This window comes from Paenibacillus sp. FSL L8-0333 (assembly GCF_037965665.1).
GTDB lineage: Bacteria > Bacillota > Bacilli > Paenibacillales > Paenibacillaceae > Paenibacillus_AQ > Paenibacillus_AQ odorifer.
Genome location: NZ_CP150186.1, coordinates 5512458 through 5533774 on the forward strand (window position 1 = coordinate 5512458; position 21317 = coordinate 5533774).

17 protein-coding genes and 1 tRNA gene are annotated in these 21317 nt (G+C 45.8%); 4 read left to right on the plus strand and 14 right to left on the minus strand.

Going from position 1 to position 21317, the window contains the following annotated elements:
- Positions 1 to 3 precede the first annotated feature (3 nt).
- The 10 genes from NYE72_RS24655 to NYE72_RS24700 form a co-directional block, all read right to left on the minus strand.
- Entirely contained in the window at positions 4 to 786 is a 783-nt protein-coding gene (locus NYE72_RS24655; protein WP_076142033.1) for a CpsB/CapC family capsule biosynthesis tyrosine phosphatase, read from the minus strand.
- 104 nt (positions 787 to 890) lie between these two features.
- A complete protein-coding gene (gene yihA, locus NYE72_RS24660) occupies positions 891 to 1559 on the minus strand; it encodes a ribosome biogenesis GTP-binding protein YihA/YsxC (RefSeq protein ID WP_036685063.1) in 669 nt (222 codons plus the stop codon).
- Positions 1560 to 1571: 12 nt separating this feature from the next.
- Complete coding sequence (gene lon, locus NYE72_RS24665; protein ID WP_076099438.1) at positions 1572 to 3935, minus strand: endopeptidase La; 2364 nt, start codon at positions 3933 to 3935, stop codon at positions 1572 to 1574.
- 234 nt (positions 3936 to 4169) lie between these two features.
- Positions 4170 to 5879, minus strand: a complete 1710-nt coding sequence (gene lonB / locus NYE72_RS24670) for an ATP-dependent protease LonB (protein WP_076224629.1) — start codon at positions 5877 to 5879, stop codon at positions 4170 to 4172.
- Between the two features lie 1519 nt (positions 5880 to 7398).
- Entirely contained in the window at positions 7399 to 8070 is a 672-nt protein-coding gene (locus NYE72_RS24675) for a BlaI/MecI/CopY family transcriptional regulator (protein WP_076212918.1), read from the minus strand.
- Positions 8071 to 8203: 133 nt separating this feature from the next.
- A complete protein-coding gene (ispG, locus tag NYE72_RS24680; RefSeq protein WP_036685055.1) occupies positions 8204 to 9331 on the minus strand; it encodes a flavodoxin-dependent (E)-4-hydroxy-3-methylbut-2-enyl-diphosphate synthase in 1128 nt (375 codons plus the stop codon).
- 112 nt (positions 9332 to 9443) lie between these two features.
- On the minus strand, positions 9444 to 10700 hold the full coding sequence (gene clpX, locus NYE72_RS24685) for an ATP-dependent protease ATP-binding subunit ClpX (RefSeq protein WP_036685052.1): 1257 nt from the start codon (positions 10698 to 10700) through the stop codon (positions 9444 to 9446).
- Between the two features lie 12 nt (positions 10701 to 10712).
- A complete protein-coding gene (gene clpP, locus NYE72_RS24690) occupies positions 10713 to 11303 on the minus strand; it encodes an ATP-dependent Clp endopeptidase proteolytic subunit ClpP (protein ID WP_036685049.1) in 591 nt (196 codons plus the stop codon).
- A 386-nt stretch (positions 11304 to 11689) separates the two neighbouring features.
- A complete protein-coding gene (gene tig / locus NYE72_RS24695; protein WP_036685045.1) occupies positions 11690 to 13024 on the minus strand; it encodes a trigger factor in 1335 nt (444 codons plus the stop codon).
- Positions 13025 to 13122: 98 nt separating this feature from the next.
- Positions 13123 to 13968: a hypothetical protein gene (locus NYE72_RS24700; protein WP_256715929.1), complete on the minus strand. Its 846-nt coding sequence runs from the start codon at positions 13966 to 13968 to the stop codon at positions 13123 to 13125.
- A gap of 279 nt (positions 13969 to 14247) precedes the next feature.
- Between NYE72_RS24700 and NYE72_RS24705 the strand changes: the two genes are divergently transcribed.
- A tRNA-Arg gene (locus NYE72_RS24705) sits at positions 14248 to 14321 on the plus strand.
- A 974-nt stretch (positions 14322 to 15295) separates the two neighbouring features.
- On the opposite strand, the gene pstA is transcribed toward NYE72_RS24705, so the two are convergent.
- The 4 genes from pstA to NYE72_RS24725 all read right to left on the minus strand — a co-directional run bounded on the left by pstA (position 15296) and on the right by NYE72_RS24725 (position 19555).
- Positions 15296 to 16177: a phosphate ABC transporter permease PstA gene (gene pstA, locus NYE72_RS24710; RefSeq protein WP_036685040.1), complete on the minus strand. Its 882-nt coding sequence runs from the start codon at positions 16175 to 16177 to the stop codon at positions 15296 to 15298.
- Positions 16174 to 17121 (minus strand): phosphate ABC transporter permease subunit PstC, encoded by a 948-nt coding sequence (gene pstC, locus NYE72_RS24715; protein ID WP_036685038.1) that lies wholly within the window; start codon positions 17119 to 17121, stop codon positions 16174 to 16176. Before pstC ends, pstA begins: the two co-directional genes overlap by 4 nt.
- Before the next feature lie 82 nt (positions 17122 to 17203).
- Positions 17204 to 18064, minus strand: coding sequence for a phosphate ABC transporter substrate-binding protein (locus NYE72_RS24720; RefSeq protein ID WP_038573065.1), 861 nt, complete (start codon positions 18062 to 18064; stop codon positions 17204 to 17206).
- A gap of 54 nt (positions 18065 to 18118) precedes the next feature.
- Positions 18119 to 19555 carry a stalk domain-containing protein gene (locus tag NYE72_RS24725; protein ID WP_038573066.1) on the minus strand — a complete coding sequence of 479 codons (1437 nt, stop codon included), beginning with the start codon at positions 19553 to 19555 and terminating at the stop codon, positions 18119 to 18121.
- 296 nt (positions 19556 to 19851) lie between these two features.
- Between NYE72_RS24725 and NYE72_RS24730 the strand changes: the two genes are divergently transcribed.
- From NYE72_RS24730 to NYE72_RS24740, 3 genes are all read left to right on the plus strand, one after another.
- Entirely contained in the window at positions 19852 to 19980 is a 129-nt protein-coding gene (locus NYE72_RS24730; RefSeq protein WP_256718535.1) for a hypothetical protein, read from the plus strand.
- Between the two features lie 336 nt (positions 19981 to 20316).
- Complete coding sequence (locus NYE72_RS24735; RefSeq protein WP_038573067.1) at positions 20317 to 20514, plus strand: hypothetical protein; 198 nt, start codon at positions 20317 to 20319, stop codon at positions 20512 to 20514.
- Between the two features lie 60 nt (positions 20515 to 20574).
- Entirely contained in the window at positions 20575 to 21012 is a 438-nt protein-coding gene (locus NYE72_RS24740) for a hypothetical protein (RefSeq protein WP_038573068.1), read from the plus strand.
- Positions 21013 to 21317: the final 305 nt, after the last annotated feature.

The following is a 21317-nucleotide window of genomic DNA, read 5'->3' on the forward strand; positions in this document are numbered from 1 at the left end:
TAGTCAGCCCTTTCGGAAAAAAAATCCAAACAATTTTTGTCGGTTTCTCCTTGTTTGTACGTGTTTTCCATGAATAACCTCGCCATTGGTCATAATTTGCTGAGCATTGCCGCGAACATAGTCACGCAGCTCAGGGCCTAATTCTTTCTCCATAACCACATAAGCAGCGTTTAATCCAAAAGGACGATGAACACTGTCATGTGCATCAGAGGCCAACACATGTACTGCATTTCTACGGCATAGCTCCAGCGACAATTTCTGTAGCTTATTCCCGAAAACGCCTGCAAGACTCTGTGCGGTTACCTGCCCAAGTGATCCTAGCTCTATCAATCTCTCTAGTTTAGAAGGATCAGCAGCTATTTCAGCATTGCGCTCCGGATGGGCGATGACCGGAACGAACCCTTGAATGATCAGCTCGTGGCAGATTTCTTCCATGTTACGTGGTACTCGTGAAGAAGGCATTTCCAGTAAAATATACCGCGAATCTGCAAGACTCAGCAGTTCCCCCCGCTCCAGATCATTCAGCAGCTCCCCGTAGATACGGATCTCTTGACCTGGAAGAACAAGCAGTGGATTACCAGCCTGACGAAGTCTCTCATTCATCAACTCCACAGCTTCTTTAATCTTGGGGGCGTTATTCATATATTGACCGTTGGCATGATGTGGCGTGGCGATGACTGAAGTAATCCCTTCTCTGTGGGCGTCTTGCGCCATGGCAAGAGCAGCTTCCCAATCAGAGGCTCCGTCATCCAAAAAGGGTAAGATGTGGCAGTGAATATCTATCATATGTTATCTATCGGTCCTTTTCCATAGAAATTTTAGTTTTATCAACAAAAAAATACAACCATTCCCACCAGGAATGGTTGCTTGATTGTAAATGAGTTCATATCTTACGCTTCGGTTGACTCCTCTTGCTGAGATTCATTTGCTATCATTTCAGCATCCTCTGAATCCGGAGATTCATTCTCAGAAGGGCGAATATACCCATCAATTAAGCCCCAAAGCTCGTCTTTGCCGAGACCAATTTCCGAGGAGAATGGAATAAAATTATCCCCTGGCAGCACGCCTAGCTCCTGCTTCATGGTCTTGATATGCTTTTGCCAGCGTGTCTTAGGAATTTTATCCGCTTTGGTCGCTACAACACACATAGGAAGATCATAATGCTTCAACCAGTCGAACATCATCTTATCATTGCTGGTAGGTGAATGCCGCAGGTCCACAATAAGCAGAACAAGCTTCAACGTATCGCGCTCAGAGAGGTATTTCTCAACCATTTTACCCCACACCGCGCGTTGCGTCTTGGAAACCTTGGCATACCCGTAACCTGGAAAGTCAACAAAATACATGCTGTCTTCATTGATACGGTAATAGTTCATGTGTTGTGTCTTACCAGGCGTGGAGCTTGTCCGAGCCAGATTCTTACGGTTAATCATTCGGTTAATGAGGGAAGACTTCCCCACATTGGAACGCCCTGCCAGAGCAACCTCTGGCAAGGAATCATCAGGGTACTGATCAGGGCCTACGGCACTGATAATAAATTCGGCAATATTAACTTTCATAGGACTTCCTTTCTAATGCACACTACTCGGTGGCTCACTGCTAATTTCATTATGATGCTCAACTAACGCATGATGCAAGACCTGATCCATATTAGATACCGGTACGAACTCAACATCATTACGTACGCTCTCAGGAATATCTTTCAAATCCCGTTCATTGTCTTTGGGAAGAAGGATCTTTTTATATCCAGCTCGGTGAGCCGCAAGGGATTTCTCTTTCAATCCACCAATTGGCAGTACACGTCCCCGCAAGGTGATTTCACCTGTCATCGCCACATCCTTCGAAACATAACGTTTCGTGAGCGCGGAGATCAATGCGGTTGCAATCGTAATCCCTGCAGACGGACCATCCTTCGGAATTGCACCTTCCGGGATATGGATATGAATATCAATCTTCTCATAAAAATCGGGCTGGAGCCCCAGCTCCTCCGCCTTCGAACGAGTATAGCTGAATGCGGCCTGTGCCGACTCCTTCATTACATCGCCCAGCTGTCCGGTGAGGGTTAGTTTACCTGTTCCCTGCACAACCGTAACTTCGATCAGCAGTGTATCCCCACCGACCTCAGTCCAAGCCAACCCAGTGACGGTACCAATCTGATCTTCAAGCTCGGCCATACCGTAACGATATTTGGAAGCCCCAAGATAATCCTTGATGTCGTCAGGAAGAATGATCACTTTCTCTTTTTCCTCAGACACGATTTGTTTCGCAGCTTTGCGGCATAATGCTGCAATCTGCTGCTCCAAATTACGCACACCGGATTCACGGGTATATTCGCGGACAATGCGTAATAAGCTATCGTCTTCGATAATCAGTTGATCTTCTGCAAGACCGTGGTTTTTCTTCTGCTTAGGCAATAGATAACGGCTGCCGATTTGCAGTTTCTCCAGTTCCGTATAACCTGGAATGAACAGCATTTCCATCCGATCCAGCAAAGGACGCGGAATATTATGCACTACGTTCGCTGTTGTTACAAACATTACGTTCGACAAGTCGAACGGCAGTTCTACAAAATGATCACTAAACGTGTTGTTTTGTTCTGGATCCAGCACCTCAAGCAGCGCTGAAGATGGATCTCCACGGAAATCCGCAGCCATCTTATCGATTTCATCCAATAGGATAACCGGATTAATCGTACCCGCCGTCTTCATGCCTTGGATAATCCGGCCCGGCATCGCACCTACATAAGTCCGGCGATGACCTCGAATCTCCGCCTCATCACGTACACCACCTAACGAGATACGGACGAACTTGCGGTTCAGCGAGCGGGCGATGGAACGAGCCAGTGAGGTTTTGCCCACACCTGGAGGACCTACAAGACATAGAATAGGACCCTTAAGCTTCTTAACCAGCTGCTGAACGGCCAAATATTCCAATACCCGTTCCTTTGGTTTTTCCAAACCGTAGTGATCCTCATCAAGTACCTGCTCGGCCTTTTTGATGTCAAGATCATCCTCTGTCTGTTCACTCCAAGGGAGACTGAGCAGCCAATCTACATAGTTGCGAATGACGCCGCCTTCCGCAGAGCTGACTGGCATTTTTTCCAGACGATCGATTTCTTTCTCCATCTTTTCCTTCACACGTTCTGGAACATTTTTCTCTTCCATTAGCGTCCGCAGCTCTTCCGCTTCTCCTACCCGGCCTTCCTTCTCGCCGAGCTCTTTCTGGATCGCTTTCATTTGCTCACGCAAATAATATTCCTTCTGCGTCTTTTCCATTTGTTTTTTGACACGTTGATTGATCTTACGTTCAAGCTCCAGCACTTCACGCTCATTATTAAGAATATCAAGAAGCTTCTCCAACCGTTTACTAACATCAATCGTCTCAAGAATTTCTTGCTTATCCTTAATTTTTAGCGATAAATGACTCGTAATGACATCCGCAAGTCGACCAGGCTCTTCTATATCGGATACAGCAGCGAGGGTCTCTGGGGTCACTTTTTTGGATAACGTAATATAGTGTTCGAACTGATTGAGTACTGTACGCATCAGCGCGTCACATTCTTGATCGCTATCTACATCTTCCGGCAGCTCACGCGCCATAACCTCATAGTACTCATCATTATCGATATAATTAATAATTTCGGCCCGTTCTACACCTTCAACCAGTACACGTATCGTACCGTTTGGAAGCTTCAACATTTGCCGCACATTGGCGACAGTACCGACCCGAAAAATATCGTCCTGACCTGGCTCTTCAATATTCACTTCCGACTGGGAACAAAGAAGAATCAAATTATCTTCAACCATAGCTTTCTCTAACGCCCGAACTGACTTCTCACGGCCCACATCCAAGTGAAGAACCATGCTTGGGTACACAAGAAGCCCTCTTAGCGGCAATAAAGGAAAACGACGACCTTTTGTTTTATTTGTCATCATCGCTTTCGCACCTCCCATGGCTCTCAATTAATCTCATATGCATTCATTCTAACAAAAGCAGCCCCAAAACACCAACAGAGTCCTTAGATTTCAAGAAGAACCGACTTGCTTTTCCTTAAATAGAGACAACGTTTCTTGTAGCATTTAAAAAGGAAGCAGCAGAATTGCCTGCAGCCTCCTTTATTTTACAGCGACAAATCTCACCTTATTCTTCGAATTAGGGATCAATTTTGTTTAACCCTTTGCAGATTCACCAGCGGCATCGGCCTTTAGGAGTGAGGGTGCTGCAGAGAACAGCTCTCCAGCAACTGCAGGCAGCCTTACATCTGCTGTATCGGCACCGAACAGGTGACGGAACACCTCTTCTACTGTTTCCATTGGAATAACGCGTAATGGCGCAAGGTCAGCGAAGAGAGACTGCCAGTTTTCTTTTGGAATAAGCACTGTAGTGGCTCCAGCTTGAAAAGCAGCTTCCACTTTGGCAATTACACCACCCACTGGCTTGACTCGTCCATGGATGCCTATCTCACCTGTGATCGCTACAGTGTTATCCACGGGAAGTCCACGAATAGCAGATACGATTGCTACTGCCATCGCCACCCCTGCCGAAGGCCCGTCAATCGGTGTTCCACCTGGAAAATTCACATGTAGATCATAACGATCGGGCTCCAGATTCATCGTACGCAGTACGGTCAATACATTCTCAACCGAGCCCTTTGCCATACTTTTTCTCCGAATCGTGCGGGAGCCTCCACCGATCTCTTCTTCATCCACCACACCTGTCACGTTCAGTCTGCCCTGGCCGTTCACAGCAGGCGCTGCGGAGACTTCGATTTCGAGCAGAGTACCCATCCCCGGTCCATACACGGCAAGACCATTGACTAATCCAATCTGCGGTGCCGAAGGAATCTTGCGTTCCGTACGCAGCGGAAGCTGGCTGCTGCCCGCTACCCATTCCACATCAGCAGCATTTAGTGTATCTCTCTGTTCAGTTAAAGCTAATCCGGCAGCCAGTTGAATCATATTAACTGCTTCCCGGCCGTTGGTTGCATACTGCTGCACCACAGTGACAGCTTCCGGACTTGGTTTAAGCCCGATTTTCTGTATCGCGTCACGCGCGATGACGGCAATCTCATCCGGCAGCAGCGGGCGGAAATAAATCTCCATGCAGCGCGAACGCAATGCAGGTGAAATCTCATCCGGAGAACGCGTAGTAGCGCCAACTAGCCGGAAATCAGCAGGCAATCCATTTTGAAAAATATCATGAATATAAGCCGGAGTATTATTATCCTCCGAATTATAATAAGCGCTCTCTAGCAGTACCTTCCGGTCCTCAAGCACTTTAAGCAGCTTATTCATCTGAATGGGGTGAAGCTCTCCTATCTCATCCAGAAAAAGAATCCCGCCATGCGCCTTAGTCACCGCTCCCGGTTTCGGCTGTGGCACGCCCGCCACCCCCATGGCTCCTGCACCCTGATAAATAGGATCATGCACGGATCCGATCAACGGGTCAGCAATACCACGCTCATCAAAACGAGCGGTTGTGGCATCAATCTCTGTGAATTTGGCGTCACTTTTAAAAGGAGAAAGCACATTCTTTTTCGCCTCTTCCATGACAACACGCGCTGCCGCAGTCTTGCCGACTCCCGGCGGACCATAAATAATCACATGCTGCGGATTAGCGCTGCAAAGTGCGGCTTTCAGGGCGCGCAGCCCATCCTTTTGCCCGACAATATCTCCAATAGAAGCCGGACGTGTTTTCTCCGACAATGGTTTAGTTAATGTAATCATCCGCATTTTCCGTAACTTGTCCAGTTCCTTGCGCGACTCTCGTTCTACCGCTGACTTATTTGTCTTCTGACCCCGCAGCAGATTCCAAAAGTATACGCCGATAACCAGCGCGAAAAAGAGCTGCACGATCATCACAACTATACTTAATTCCATAGGTCATCCTCCTGTTTCGTTCAGTCTACCTTTCCACCCTTGGCTACTATTAGGTAGTATAGCCGTTTCGGTAATTAGTAAACGCGAATTTGCGGATTTGTTGAATTGTTGCAGTAGGATAGACTCTGATAATTAACTATAAGGGCAATAATGAGTGTGGGGAGTGCAAATGTAGCTTATGTAAATTTTAAAAAGGAGATTGTTGAGGTGGTTAGAAAGGAGATTGGAGAAGAAGGAATGCGGAGGAGTGCGGAAGTAAAGGAGGAATGAAGAGGAATGAAGGTTGAATGATGGAGAGCTTAATGGGAATGGAATTGAGGAACTGTGGTGATATATCGAGCCGTTGAACTTAGTAACTGAGGATCGTGATCGATGCTATGTAGGGTGAGGAACCTAATTCTGCGACTTTACGGCTAAAGGTGAGGGAGTTGGGAGTTTCCTGAAGATGTTAGTTAGTTGAGTTCGTCGAGGTACTTTTAGAAGCTGAGTTACTCTAGAAACTGAGTCAACTGGGACGGTGAGCTACTTCTAGAGGTTGAGTCAGCTGGGAATGGTGAGCTACTTCTAGAGGCTAAGTCAGCTGGGCACGGTGAGTTACTTCTAGAGGCTAAGTCAGCTGGGCACGGTGAGTTACTTCTAGAGGCTAAGTCAGCTGGGCACGGTGAGCTACTTCTAGAGGTTGAGTCAGCTGGGAATGGTGAGCTACTTCTAGAGGCTAAGTCAGCTGGACACGGTGAGTTACTTCTAGAGGCTAAGTCAGCTGGACACGGTGAGTTACTTCTAGAGGCTAAGTCAGCTGGGCACGGTGAGTTACTTCTAAGACGCAGAGTTAACTTAGTTTGCTGAACGTATGAGTTTTTATCTTCTATGTTCGTAGAAACAACCTATTTAGTACAAAATCTAAGTATCATTGGTACCCAGCCAAATAATTAGGGAAATACTCCCTATTTATCAGTGATTCACGACCTTTCAACTGCTAATTAGGGAAATACTCCCTGATTATCGGTCAAATCACACATAAATGAGGGAAATGCTCCTTTTATTAGGGAGTTTTTCCCTAAAAAGCTTGATTTCGAGCCATAATCGGCTTATTTCAGGGAGAATTTCCCTAATTGTTGCGTTTTACTTCATAACGGACTTCACATCAAGCTCCTTCACATACCTTCTTTTTCAAATTCCCACCTTCAGCAAAAGTCATGGCCAAAATTGTTACGCCTATATGATCAGTCCCATCAAACTACTTCAGCTACACCTGCTCCATCAGCCACTTTTACTACTTTATCCATTTCAACATTAGCTACGTCATCTACACCAGTTACATCAGCTACAATAGCACCAACAACTCCATAAGTTCCACCAGATACATCAATTACATAGGCTAAACTGTTACATTAATTACTCCTACATAAACTACTTCAATAATATAGCCTCCATCAGCCATTAGCCACCAGCCACCAGCCACCAGCCACCAGCCACCAGCCACCAGCCACCAGCCACCAGCCACCAGCCTTTACAATTATCAATCCCAGTAATAAAGAACATCACGAGCCAGCTTATACTCAACATTTTTGACGCCGATTCCCCTCTTCACAGGGGTAAGCCAGCCTTTTTCACAGAGATTCTTTAGCATCATGCGTACTGTTTTGGGATCTAGCGTGAAATAATCAGCGACTTCTTTAGGGCGTATCACCCCAGCTTGACGCACCACTAAACGCATGATTTCCTTCTCAGCGATTAGCAATCTGCCACGCGGTGCATCTACAATTTGGTAGCGGCTTAGCGCCAAACGCAGCAGTGTAACACATAACTCAGGGCGCTGTTCAACATCATCATAGGCAAATGAAATTACTTGATAACCCATTCCGTACAGAAAAGTTTCACGATTTAGCTCATTACAATACTTCAGCCTATCCATGTCTCTTACATGAGCTGCATACCCTTTAATCTCAAACAAGAGCTTGATCGGCCCCGGCAAAAAAGCAAAATCAGCAAAATAAGCCCGTCTCTGTAAATCCAGCACCTCATACTCCGGATGAAGATCATTGAAGTCACCACGAAGCGGCCACCAGACGTTCTGCAAAAATAATTTTTCTGCGTGGCCATGACCTCTCTCCAGCCTCCCCCGCCGTTCGCCCGTTCTGTTTGCAAGATGATGCGCAATAAATTTTTCATGGGCTTGTTCATAGTTCATGTTTACTCATCCCTTCCTCCAAAATAAGAATAAACGCAAAAAAAACGCCCCATGGGCCCCGGATTTACCGGAGCTGCACAGGGCGTTCTTCGCCACGTATTATTAACGAATTATATATTCGTAAAAGACCAAGTTACTTCGACTGCACCGGAGGTGCAAGGTTAGCGTGCGCGCGGCCTGGGATTTCGCCTGTTGCCTCGTAAGCCACCACGATCGCATCGATTTCCTTTTTCAGCTCGTTCACGAGTTCAGCTTCAGGCACTTTACGGATCATTTGTCCGTAACGGAAAAGCAAACCTTCCCCACGAGCACCAGCAATACCGATATCTGCTTCACGTGCCTCACCAGGACCATTAACAGCACAGCCAAGGACAGAAACTTTAATAGGCACCTTAAGCTTCGAAATGTATTCTTCCACCTCATTAGCGATGGAGAAAAGATCGATATCCAGTCGTCCGCAAGTCGGACAAGAGATCAGCGTCGCCGCGTTAGAGATCAGACCAAACGTCTTCAGCAGCTCACGCGCCACCTTAACCTCTTCAACCGGATCGGCACTAAGCGAGATACGCAGGGTGCTGCCGATGCCCATAGAGAGCAGTGCACCGATACCAGCGGAGCTTTTCACTGTACCCGCAAACAATGTGCCGGATTCTGTAATCCCCAAGTGTAGCGGATAAGGAATGACTTCCGCAGCCTGACGATAAGCTTCGATGGCCATTGGCACATCTGATGCTTTTAGAGAGACGATAATGTCGTGGAAATCCAGTTCCTCCAGAATACCAATATGGTATAACGCACTTTCTACCATGGCTTCTGGGGTTGGGTATCCGTATTTCTCCAAAAGGTGATTCTCCAAAGAACCGGCGTTTACACCAATCCGAATCGGAATTCCTTTTTCTTTACATGCTTTAACTACCGCTTCTACCTTTTCGCGACGACCAATGTTCCCCGGATTAATCCGTACCTTATCGATGCCGTTCTCAATAGCCATCAACGCTAGCTTATAGTTGAAATGAATATCCGCTACGAGTGGGATATGAATCTGTTTCTTGATCTCCTTGATTGCGGCAGCCGCCTCTTCATTGTTGACAGTTACGCGTACCAGCTGGCAGCCTGCTTCCTCAAGCCGCAATATTTCAGCTACAGTAGCCTCCACATCAGCGGTTTTGGTTGTACACATGCTTTGAATCGCAACCTCGTTGTTTCCCCCAATAATGAGCCCGCCAACATTGACAGGACGGGTTTGGTGTCTCAAGAACATGATTTTTCTCCCCCATAACGCCAAAGCTCCACCCCTTCGCTCCCGCTAATGTGAAGCGGGATAAGCGGAAGAAAGGTGGAGACTGTGACATGTATTGTTAAGGAAAAGCGGCTTACGCGCTTTCCTCTTTCTTCTTGTCTTTCTTAAGGTTGAGCTCAGGCAAAGCTTTCTCCTGAACGACCTGTTCCGTGATCACACAATCTTTAATATCATCGCGTGAAGGAACTTCATACATCACATCGAGCATGATGCTCTCAATAATCGCGCGCAGTCCACGGGCTCCCGTATTACGTTTGATCGCTTCCTTGGCAATTGCTTCGAGTGCCAATGGTTCGAATTTCAACGCTACGTTGTCCATTTCCAGTAGCTTGATATATTGCTTAGTGAGAGCATTTTTAGGCTCGGAAAGGATACGGACAAGCGTATTCTCATCAAGCGGCTCTAAAGTCGAGATGACTGGCAGACGGCCTACAAATTCAGGAATAAGACCGAATTTGAGCAAATCTTCAGGCAATACCATCGACAAATATTCGCCAGGCTTTAGATCCTTTTGTCCTTCAACTGCTGCGTTGAAGCCAATGATTTTTTTACCGATACGGCGTTTAATCATTTGCTCCAGACCGTCAAAGGCACCGCCAACGATGAACAGGATGTTCGTCGTGTCGATCTGAATAAACTCCTGGTGAGGGTGCTTACGTCCGCCCTGCGGAGGCACAGAAGCAACAGTTCCTTCCAGAATCTTCAGAAGCGCCTGCTGTACACCTTCGCCGGAAACGTCACGAGTTATGGACGGATTCTCGGATTTACGTGCTACTTTATCAATTTCATCAATATAGATAATGCCGCGTTCGGCTTTCTCCACATCGTAATCTGCAGCTTGAATGAGTTTGAGCAGAATGTTCTCAACATCCTCGCCGACATAACCAGCTTCCGTCAGGGAAGTAGCGTCTGCAATAGCAAAAGGAACGTTGATAATCTTCGCCATCGTTTGTGCTAACAAGGTTTTACCAGAACCTGTTGGACCAAGCAAAAGGATATTACTCTTCGTCAGTTCAACATCTTCGATCTTGCTTTGGCTGTTCACACGCTTGTAGTGGTTATATACCGCTACAGAAAGAGATTTCTTCGCTTGCTCTTGACCGATTACATATTGATCCAAAATATCGCGAATTTCCTTTGGTTTTGGAATATCCTTCAGATCAAGCTCTTCCTCATGACCGAGCTCTTCTTCCACAATTTCCGTGCAAAGCTCGATACATTCGTCACATATATAAACGCCCGGTCCTGCTACAAGCTTACGAACCTGCTCTTGTGATTTACCGCAAAAAGAACATTTCAATTGCCCTTTTTCATCATTAAATTTAAACATCTAACCACCCCTTTAAGATTTCATCGGTGAAGAAAGAACTTGGTCAATAAGCCCGTATTCCTTGGCTTCTTCCGCGCTCATGAAGTTATCGCGGTCTGTGTCCCGTTCGATTTTTTCAAGGGGCTGACCTGTGCGATCTACATAGATTTGATTCAGCTTCTGTTTCGTCTTAAGGATCCAGTCAGTGTGAATCCAAATATCAGACGCTTGACCCTGAACACCGCCGAGCGGTTGATGAATCATAACTTCGCTGTTGGTCAGCGCATATCTTTTGCCCGGAGCCCCAGCTGTTAGAAGGAGCGATCCCATGCTTGCTGCCATCCCTACACAAATGGTTGAAACATCCGGTTTGATATATTGCATCGTATCGTATATACCCATGCCGGCTGTTACTGAACCACCGGGTGAGTTGAGGTACAAGTGAATGTCCTTCTCGGGATCATCTGCTGCCAAAAACAGCAATTGAGCAATAACCAGATTGGCGACATCATCGTCAATCGCACTGCTTAAGAAAATGATGCGATCCTTGAGCAATCTGGAATAGATATCGTATGAACGTTCTCCACGACTTGTTGATTCCACAACCATTGGTACCAGACTCATGCCACCAACCTCTTTTCTCTGTACAGATTAGTCTTATCGTTTCAGAAATATTTTAACACGTTCAAGGCGCGATGTCATTTTTTCACTACAGTCGACTGTCTGCTGCTTGTGAATTGTGACGTTACTACCCCTATTACCTTATTGCCATACGTTCATACGGATACCTATGTAGTCACATATATTTGCGGCCGAGGATAAAAATAAGGCACGTAACGAAACTTACGTGCCTTATCATATCTGTATGGAGGCCGTGTAACTTGGCCGTTCTAGGTAGTGTCAAGCTAAAACGCCTTCGGCGTCCTTTTGAGGACGGTAAGCGTTTATGCGAGAATTATAAGAATAAAGTATAAAGTGAAACTTATACCTTCTTATAATTTTAAAATATCCTACTCAGCTTTAGTGTCTTCAGCAGCTGGTGCTTCTTCTACTGCTTCAACTTCTACACTATTGCTAACAAGGAAATCAATGGTTTTACGCAACGAAAGCTCTTCGCTCAAGCTGCCCAGTGAACCGTTAGCTGCCAAGATGCTGCGGATTTCTTCTGGAGTACGTTTGTAAGCTTCAGCCATAGTAGCCAACTCTTCGTTAACTTCTTCTTCGGAAACTTCAATGTTCTCTTGTTTTGCGATAACTTCCAATACCAGGTTGTTGCGAACGCGTTTTTCAGCATCGCCTTTCATTTGGTTCTGCAAGTCTTCACGAGTTTGGCCGGAGAAGCTAAGGAACATATCCATGTTCATGCCTTGTTGACGAAGACGAGTGTCGAAGTCACGAACCATGTTCTCAACTTCACTGTTGATCATAGCTTCAGGGATTTCAACTTCAGCGTTAGCTGCTGCTTTATCAACAACTGCATTCTCACGAAGGCCTTTCAGTTCTTCCTCTTTACGGGATTCGAGCTGAGCTTTCAGATCTGCTTTGTACTCATCCAAAGTTTCGAATTCACTTACATCTTTAGCGAACTCATCATCGAGTGCAGGAAGTTGTTTGCGTTTGATTTCGTGCAGCTTCACTTTGAATACTGCTTTTTTACCCGCAAGGTTCTCTGCATGGTATTCATCAGGGAAAGTAACTTCAACATCTTTGAAATCTCCAGTAGCCATTCCTACCACTTGCTCTTCGAATCCAGGAATGAAGGAGTTGCTGCCAAGCTCAAGAGAGTGACGTTCAGCTTTTCCGCCTTCAAACGGTACATCATCTACATATCCGTCAAAATCGATTACAGCGATGTCGCCGTTAGCTGCTGCTTCTTCTTCAACTACTACAAGCTCAGCATGACGTTCTTGCAGACGAGCAAGTTCAGCACTCAACTCTTCTTCAGTCACTTCAGCTTTTTGTACTGGAACTTCCAGACCTTTGTAATCGCCGAGCTTCACTTCAGGTTTAACCGTGATCTTCGCTTTGAAGATAAAGGATTGACCTTTAGCAAATTGCTCAATATCAACTTCAGGACGGTCTACAGGGAAGATGTCAGTTTGTTCAACTGCTTCACCGTAAGCTTCAGGAAGAAGAATGTCGATTGCATCTTGGTACAAGCTTTCTACACCAAAACGGGATTCAAAGATCGGCCGAGGTACTTTACCTTTACGGAAGCCTGGTACGTTAGCTTTTTTAACGACTTTGTTAAAAGCTTTATCAAGTGCTGCTGTTACGCGTTCTGCGTCTACTTCTACTTCAAGAACTCCAAGGTTCTTCTCTATTTTTTCCCATGTTGCTTTCATATTATACTTTTCCCTCCAAAATATAGGTTCACAAGTTTACTTCAAATAATGATACAATCCACGCACAGAATAACCATTATATTATATACAACATTACTTTATTTATCAAGTAGAGAAGTCTTTACAAAACCCTTGAGAGCACGATAAGCTCCCTCAAATTGAAAGCGCATGCCGTCTGTGATGCCATACATTCCACGTGTCTCTTCCTCTTGTCGGGAGCCGTTTAAACTTTCAGAAACAAATTGGTGCAAAGCTCCTGCCCAAATATCCAGCAAAACGTCTTCGCCTTCCAGCAATTTCCGATATTCGTCCGACCCATAAATCGACATGATGAACTGACCCCAGAGCTCTTGTGCAAAATAATACAGCGTAGGCTCATGCACCTCTGCCTGCTCGGCTACCCGCTCCAGCACATGACTCACCTCCGGAGGAAAATCCTCCGTCTGCAGTGGCACGCTCTCGATCTCTACGAGTACCGTTTCATGTCCGCGAATCAGCTTCACTGTTCCCTGCATCCCACGCCGCTTAAGCGTCTGCAAGGTCCGAAATTGCAGCAGTGGATGAACATTATCCCCCTGCAACCAAGTGGTCAGCTCCTCGTCAACGCCGCCACCTTCCAGATAGGATAGCTGCTCTAGTGCAAGTATTGTCGCCTCAGACAGAGGTTCATTCATCACCCGCTGCAGCAGCTTTTTGGGATACCCCGCATCCTCGTTCATTTTGGATTTGGCCAAAAAGCGGGCCATATCCTCTTCCCTTAAATCTTCGTCTTCGGGGTGAACAGTTCCCTCCGCATCTCCATTCTGGGACGCGTAAGGAAATGCCGTTTCGAGCCATTCCAGCAGGGACCGCCATTCCTCGTAATTTCGCTCTTCCTGTCCTTGACACTGCAGCAAAAAACGAAGCAGCTCCATCGCTTCCCCGTAGCGTTCACTTTCCAGCATCACCGTCAGCTGGATTTGATAATAGTCCAGTGTCTTGGGGAACAGGACGATATTCTCTTTGGTGGCGGGGGAATCCGAATGTTTAATGAGGGCACCTCCTTATGTCTACTTATGTGAATGGAATCCTAACCATTATAAAAGTTATTAATACCTTAAGCTTCTTCCGAAACTTAATAATTGTAGATTATAGCATACCCCGTACTCTTTTTAAAAAACAGCTTGAAAAAGATCATCCCATATGATATGATAATTCCTGCTTGCTTTTCTGCCAGCAACCATGTCCCGGTAGCTCAGCTGGATAGAGCATGCGCCTTCTAAGCGCACGGTCGGGGGTTCGAATCCCTTCCGGGACGTCATATAGAAACAGCCTTCCTTCGGGAAGGCTGTTTCTATTTTCAGGGGAAGGGTTGGGCGGAGCTCAGGGAGTCACTACTGGGACGAATAGACGACTGAACGACTGAGCTTAAGATTCGCGGCTCTGGATTACCCGAGTTTCAGAGATTAATGGAGCTTGGATTCGAAGCTCAGAACCTGATGAAAACTTAGCCTCGTCGGAGCTCAGGGTCCGATAAAGCTTAGCATTCGAAACTTAGAATTTGGTGAAAACCTGGGCCTCGTCGGGCTATGAGTCGATGGAGCTTAACTTTTGATGCTCGCTCGGACTTGGTCACACTTAGAACTCATTGGGGCTCAGGGTTCTGTGAAGCTTAGCAATCGATGATCAGTTTCTATGAGTCAGTACCACATCATACCCCGCCGCATTAGAACATTACGGCTGCTTTTCCGGAGAAACGCAGCTACATGCTATCTAATTGCATTTTCTGCAACTAAAAGTACCCTTTTACCTCCAAAAATCGCTTTAATTGCATTTCATACACTTATATTCTCAGATTTACGCCTAGAATGGTCTTTTCACCATTTTTAACTGCACAAAGTACAATTAAACCCAAACAAACCTATCACCATCAAAAATAAGTGCATAAAGTGCAATTAAAAACCACTCTTATCACCACTACTCATCACTTATTACTCACCAACCACCAATCATTACACACTACTCACTACTCACTACTCATTACTCACCACACATTACTCACTACTCATCGAATATTAATCTTCACATTCCCATTTCTGATTTTTAAATCTGGGAACATTTTTAGCTCTCTATAAGCGTGGCCAATCTAATTACTCAAAAGACACGCGCATTAGCAATATTATCGAAGGATGAGACTATCCTACTTATTTAATCGGGAATAAAAAAACTGTTCACGGCGTTTTCTTCCGCCGAGAGACAGTTTTTTATGCATGTTCTTCCTTTATAAGCGAATCAGCGCCCTTTGCGGCGATTTCCAAGCCAGAGCGGAAAACGGAAGGCAAAGTTAATAAACAGAACTACAAATACGAGTACGGCTGCTGATTTGTCAGCGATTTGCCGCGCATCTTCTACAATTGCTTCAGATTGTACATACCATAGATGCACTGCCAGGGTTTCTCCCGGCGAGAACAGATTAAAGTCCCACATTTCGCCCGAGGTACTGAGGCCAGCGGTAAGGATAATAACCGCAGACTCCCCGAAGGCGCGCCCAGCAACGAGACAAATCCCAGTAACAATGGCTGACATTGCAACGGGTAGAACTACTGTGCGGATCACATGGAATTTAGTCATGCCCAGTGCATATCCAGCTTCACGCATCTCCCCAGGAACAGCACGAACCGCTTCCTCCGTCACACGTGCAAGCATAGGCAGATTCAAAAGCGCCAAGCTTACCCCACCGCCAAGAATCGTCAGGCCGATTCCAAAATATTCAGCAAATATCGCAAGTCCAAGCATACCAAATACAATTGAAGGAACCGAAGAGAGAGCTTCTACACATATACGCAGGCCGCCTGTAAAAGCATTATCCGGAGCATACTCCGCCATATAAATCCCCGCACCTAAACCGATAGGGACGGAAATAAGCAGCGAGATGAACAAAATATAAAAAGAGTTGAAAAGTACAGGACCGATCCCGCCACCAACGTCAATCTCTTCAGGCTGTTTGATCAGGAAATCAGGCCGCAGCGCTGGCAGACCTTTACTAAGAATCGTGAAGAGCAGCCAGAAGATTAGCAGCATGACTAAAGCCCCAAGCGTATAAAACCCAATAGTCGCGAGCTTATTGCGTCTCTGAGCACGCGCTGTATGCTTTGTACTTGCGAATCCGTTCACGCTGCATCCCTCCTTTTTCTACCCAGCACGCGGATGATCAGAATCAGTACAAAGGAAATCACCAGCAGAAGAAAGGCCATCATATGGAGGGCATAATTCCAGGTTGACTCAAACTCTACATTCGAGATTTGCATAACGATGTTACTAGTCAAGACCGAAGCAGGTGTAAATAAGGTTTTCGCCAACTGTGGTGTGTTTCCGATAACCATAACTACAGCCATTGTCTCCCCCACAGCACGAGTCATCCCGAGGATGACCGCGGAGATAATTCCTCTGCTAGCCGCAGGTAAAACAACACGCATAATGACTTGCAGACGGGTAGATCCAAGAGCGTACGCAGCATCCCGATATTTGCGTGGGACAGCGACGATAGCATCATCACTGATTCGACAAATCGTTGGCAGGACCATTAATGCGAGTACGAGGGCCGCAGCCAGCAAACCATCACCCAAGCTCTCCCCACTAACTCTACGCAGGAAAGGAAGTAATACCGTTAAGCCTAAATAACCATATACTATAGAAGGAATACCAACGAGCAGATCGAGCACCGGGCGAATGAAGGTCTTCATCCACTTCGGAGCAATCTCCGCACAGAGCACGGCCATGCCTACCGAAATAGGAACTGCGATCAGCAGGGTCAAAGCTGTCAGTGAAAGTGTATTTACAATGAAGGCAGCAGCCCCAAAGGAGTCCTCTTCAGGCGTCCAGTTAAACGAAAAGAAAAAGTCCGCAGGCGAGAGATGACCAAACAGAAGCAGCGCCGTTTTGCCGATAAATAGGATTACAAGTCCAAGCACGAAACAAAGTGCAAGAATGCTGAATAAGAAATAAAAGCGGAATAATCGGTTGCTAAACATATGTCTACTGTGACGTTTGGAGTTGGCGCTAACTTCTGTAACGCCCTCCTTAACCTTAGTTGCCAGGTTGTGGACTGGTGCCCCCATACTTTCCCTCCTGTAAGCGGCCAACCCCGTATCAAAATCGGGGCTGGCCGCTGTTACCGTTCAATATGATCTTCAAATGTTATTAACCCTTCATTGCTGCGATCGGAATGAATTTAAGCTTTTTCAGAGAACCTTGTTGGAACTTTTTGCTTTGTACGTATTCGATAAATTCTTTAGTTGCACCAGTAGGCTGGCCTTTAGTCATGTAGTAACCATAAGCCCAAATCTTATAAGAACCGTTAATTACGTTGTCTGTAGTAGCTGCGATACCGTTGTGTTTCACTGCTTTTACGTCGCCACTTACATAAACAAGGTCGATATAACCGATGGAGTTAGGAGTAGTTCCTACTGCTGTTTTCATGTCGCCGGATGAACCTGTTTCTTTGTAGTTCTTAGCTTTTTTAACGATATCTCCGCCATCCAAAGCTTTAGCCTGATAGTTAACGCGGGTACCAGAACCGAATGAGCGAGTGATGACAACGATATCTGCATCTGCGCCGCCTACTTCTTTCCAGTTGGTGATTTTACCAGCGAAAATACCTTTAAGCTGTTCTGTTGTAAGGTTATCTACACCCACATTTTTGTTCACGATCGTGGCAAAAGGAATGACAGCCACTTTGTTCGCTACCTGTCCGTCAAAAGCTTTGAAACCTGGTACGTCGATGCTAGCATCCCAGTCGCAAGCGCCGATATCAGCGATGCCTTTTTTTACAGCTTGTGGTCCAGTTACAGAGCCTTTACCAGATGCTGCGATTTTCACTTTAGGGTGCAGCTTTTGGAATTCTTTTGCCGCTTGCAACGTCAATGGAAGAAGTGCGGTCGAACCGTTAACGGTGATTTTGCCACTAAGTGAATCTGCTGCTGCTGCAATCCCTGCAAAAGATGCGGTTACCGCGATTACGGCTGTTAAAGCCGTTACTGTTAATTTCTTGAAGATTTTCATTGTACTATTTTCTCCTCTCGGCTCTAGGCCGTTAAAATATGTTTGAAATAATAATTATTTAGTCAGTTGCAGCCCTTTACCGCCTTGGATAACCCATACGCTGTCGCCGCTCACAATCGCAAGCTTGCTTCCGTCTTTAGATACAGATACTTCAGATACATCTTCAGCCGTACGGAACAATTCGGTCTTTGCACCACTACCATCGATAGAATAGATCACTGTGCTTCCGTCTGCCGTAGTACCTGCTACTACCAAACCATTGCTAACGCCAGTGGACCAATTCACTTCGATATCAAGTGCAATATTAGTGCTGGTTGCGTCCGCTTTTACAAGCTTCAGGGTATTCTTCGCATTGCCGTCTGCATCTGCGCTCAGGTATGCCACATTTCCATCAGCCAAAATCTCTGGGTAAAGCTTGTTATCTGCTGTAGTTGTTAGTGCAGCTGGTTTAGCATCTTTTGTAGCCAAATCAAGCTTGTAAAGCTGCTCTCCTGCCGAGCTAAAGTCAACCGTAAGAGAATCTTCTGTGCTGTCTGCATCATTTTTAGCAACACCCGTCAAATTAACGATATAAACGGCGCTTTTTTCGTCAGCAGAAATACGCAGTTCGGATTTATTCTCAACCTTGTCAGCCAATACGGATTTAACATCACCAGTCTCTACTGAGATTTTAGCGATTTTTTCTTGCTTGTCTCCTTGGATGAAATAAATGCTTTTCCCATCTTTGGACCAAACCAGATCTGTCTTCACACTATTGTCGGTGCCTAGTGTTTTAACAGCTCCGCTAGACAAATTAATCAGATTCAGCAAACCTTTCTCATCATTAAAAGCTCCCCACTGTTGATCCGGCGATACTGCAAAGTCTACTGCACTGTCATTTGACGAAAACACTTCATAGTTACCTGGTTCTGTACTGAATTTGATAAGCTGAGTAGTTTCAGCATCACTTTTGTTCGCAATCAGGTTGCCAGCTGCCGTCCAGTGCAAAGTATCAAACAAACCTTCAGGACGTGCAAAGCTCAAAATCGTGCTAGCATCAGCGTCCAGCTCTCCACCTAATGCAGTAACTAACTTAGTAAGCTCTACATAGGTTTTACCGTTATAAAATACTGGAGCCACTGTGAACGATTCGGAATTACCATCTACTTGATAGCTCTTTGAGCCTGTTTTGAGTTGAACATTATGTAGTCCTTTGCTGTCGTTAAGTTCAAACCCGCTTGTTCCCAGTACTACCTTAGCCCCAATTTCTCCAGCTACCTGAGTCAGCGAGTAAAGCTTGTAACCACTGCTGTTAATGGTGTTAAACACAATCGGCGTTCCGTTTACATTCCAAGTAGTTGTACCTTCTTTAACTGCTGTTGCAGCAGCGACTTGATTGGTAGCTACAGATTTTACATTACTGCCGGTGCTAGCTGCAGATACACTTCCAACGCCTACTGTTGCAAGAAGTGCTGAAGCCAACGTTGCGCTAATCCATTTACTGTTTTTCAATTAGATTCACCCTTTTCGTATAGGTAACTGCTAATGTCATTTTCGTCTACAATTGTCAATTCTGTTGCAGAGGAATGTAATGGAAATATTAACTAGTATTCTTTTTTTAAAAAAACCAGGTATATTAGCTCATTTAACAATTTTCTTGATCTAAACCAAATGAACTAAGCAACAAAAACAGCCTCTTTTCGTAAAAAGGTGCTCGGTGCAGCTGCCTTATTTAGTTGGAGAATTGTTTGGGATCTTGGGGTGACGTAGGGACTAATTTGATATTGCAGGCGCGTGGAGGGAACTTGTTGCTGAGGTGGGTGGGTGGAGTATATTGCGGAGGCAGCTTGGGTGTGCGGGGAAGCTTGTTGCTAAGGACGATGGACACTTGGAGTATATTGCGGAGTTCGCTTGGAGTGTGGGGGGAAGCTTATTGAGGAGGTCGCTGGGCCACGTGGAGTATATTGCGGAGGTCGCTTGGGTGCGTGGGGGAAGCTTATTGAGGAGGTCGATGGGCACGTGGAGTATATTTCGGAGGTCGCTTGGAGTGTAGGGGAAGCTTGTTGCTGAGGTCGATGGGCACGTGGAGTATATTGCGGAGGTCGCTTGGAGTGTGGGGAACGTATTACGGCGGTCGCTTGGCGCGTGGGGGAAGCTTGTTGCTGAGGTCGATGGGCACGTTGAGTATATTTCGGAGGTCGCTTGGAGTGTAGGGGAAGCTTGTTGCTGAGGTCGATGGGCACGTGGAGTATATTACGGAGGTCGCTTGGAGTGTGGGGAACGTATTACGGTGGTCGATGGGCACGTGGAGTATATTTCGGAGGTCGCTTGGTGCGTGGGAGAGCCTTGTTGCTGAGATCGATGGGCACATGGAGTATATTGCGGAGGTCGCTTGGAGTGTGGGGAACGTATTACGGTGGTCGCTTGGCGCGTGGGGGAAGCTTGTTATGTGGCTGCTGCTTACAATTTAAAAACTAACTGGTCTGTTGTGGCGCATTCTGCGTAAGGATCATCGTAGGAGATTCGGCTGATTGTACGGGATTTATACCGTTCTTTTGAACTTTAGCGGGATAGACCTCATTGTAAGGGATTTATACCGTTCTTTTACTAACTTTAGCGGGATTGAGCTCACTGTACGGGATTTATACTGTTCTTTTGCTAACTTTAGCGGGATTGAGCTCATTGTGCGGGATTTATACCGTTCTTTTGCTAACTTTAGCGGGATTGAGCTCATTGTGCGGGATTTATACCGTTCTTTTGCTAACTTTAGCGGGGTTGAGCTCATTGTACGGGATTTATACCGTTCTTTTACTGACTTCAGCGGGATTGGGCTCATTGTACGGGATTTATACCGTTCTTTTGCTAATTTTAGCGGGATTGAGCTCATCGTACGGGATTTATACCGTTCTTTTGCTAACTTCATCGGGATTGAGCTCATTGTACGGGATTTATACCGTTCTTTTGCTTGATTTATCTAGATCATGCTTATTTAGTGGCATTTATGCCCTTCTTTTATCTGGTTTAGGTAAACCCGTGCTATTTTGAGGCATTTATGCCTTTCTTTTAGCTGATTTAAGTGGATCGACGCCATTTAGGGGCATTTATGCCTTTCTATTACCTAGTTTAGGTGGACTGGCGCTTTTTAGTGGCACTTTTGCCTTTCATTCAAATCATCTCTATATACATAGTAAAAGGACAAGTTGAATTAACAAACCTCAATTGGGATTAAGCTAATACTGTGGGATACATTTGTATAAAATATATGGTTTACAAT